We start from the raw sequence: 227 nt of genomic DNA on the forward strand, positions 1-227 counted from the left end.
TGCCGGTGGCGACAACTTCGAGAAATTGACTCTGGGTGACAACACCGTCACCACGACCGTGACCGACGAGCCGGGCACTGGCACTCCAGGCACCGACAACCAGGGCGACAAGGTCACCGTCACCATCGTCGGCAAAGGCGATGTCACCGAAGACCAGCAGCCGGCCTTCACCGTCAAGGTCAGCCAGAAGCTCGACCACGACCTGACCGTCACCCTGTCGAACGGCG

1 protein-coding gene is annotated in these 227 nt (G+C 63.0%); it reads left to right on the plus strand.

The genetic code is table 11. The features are described 5' to 3' along the window. On the plus strand, positions 1–227 hold a 227-nt coding region (locus AC25M7_RS25565; protein WP_486971649.1), incomplete at both ends, for an immunoglobulin-like domain-containing protein.

The sequence above is a fragment of the Pseudomonas sp. P106(2024) genome, assembly GCF_057480815.1.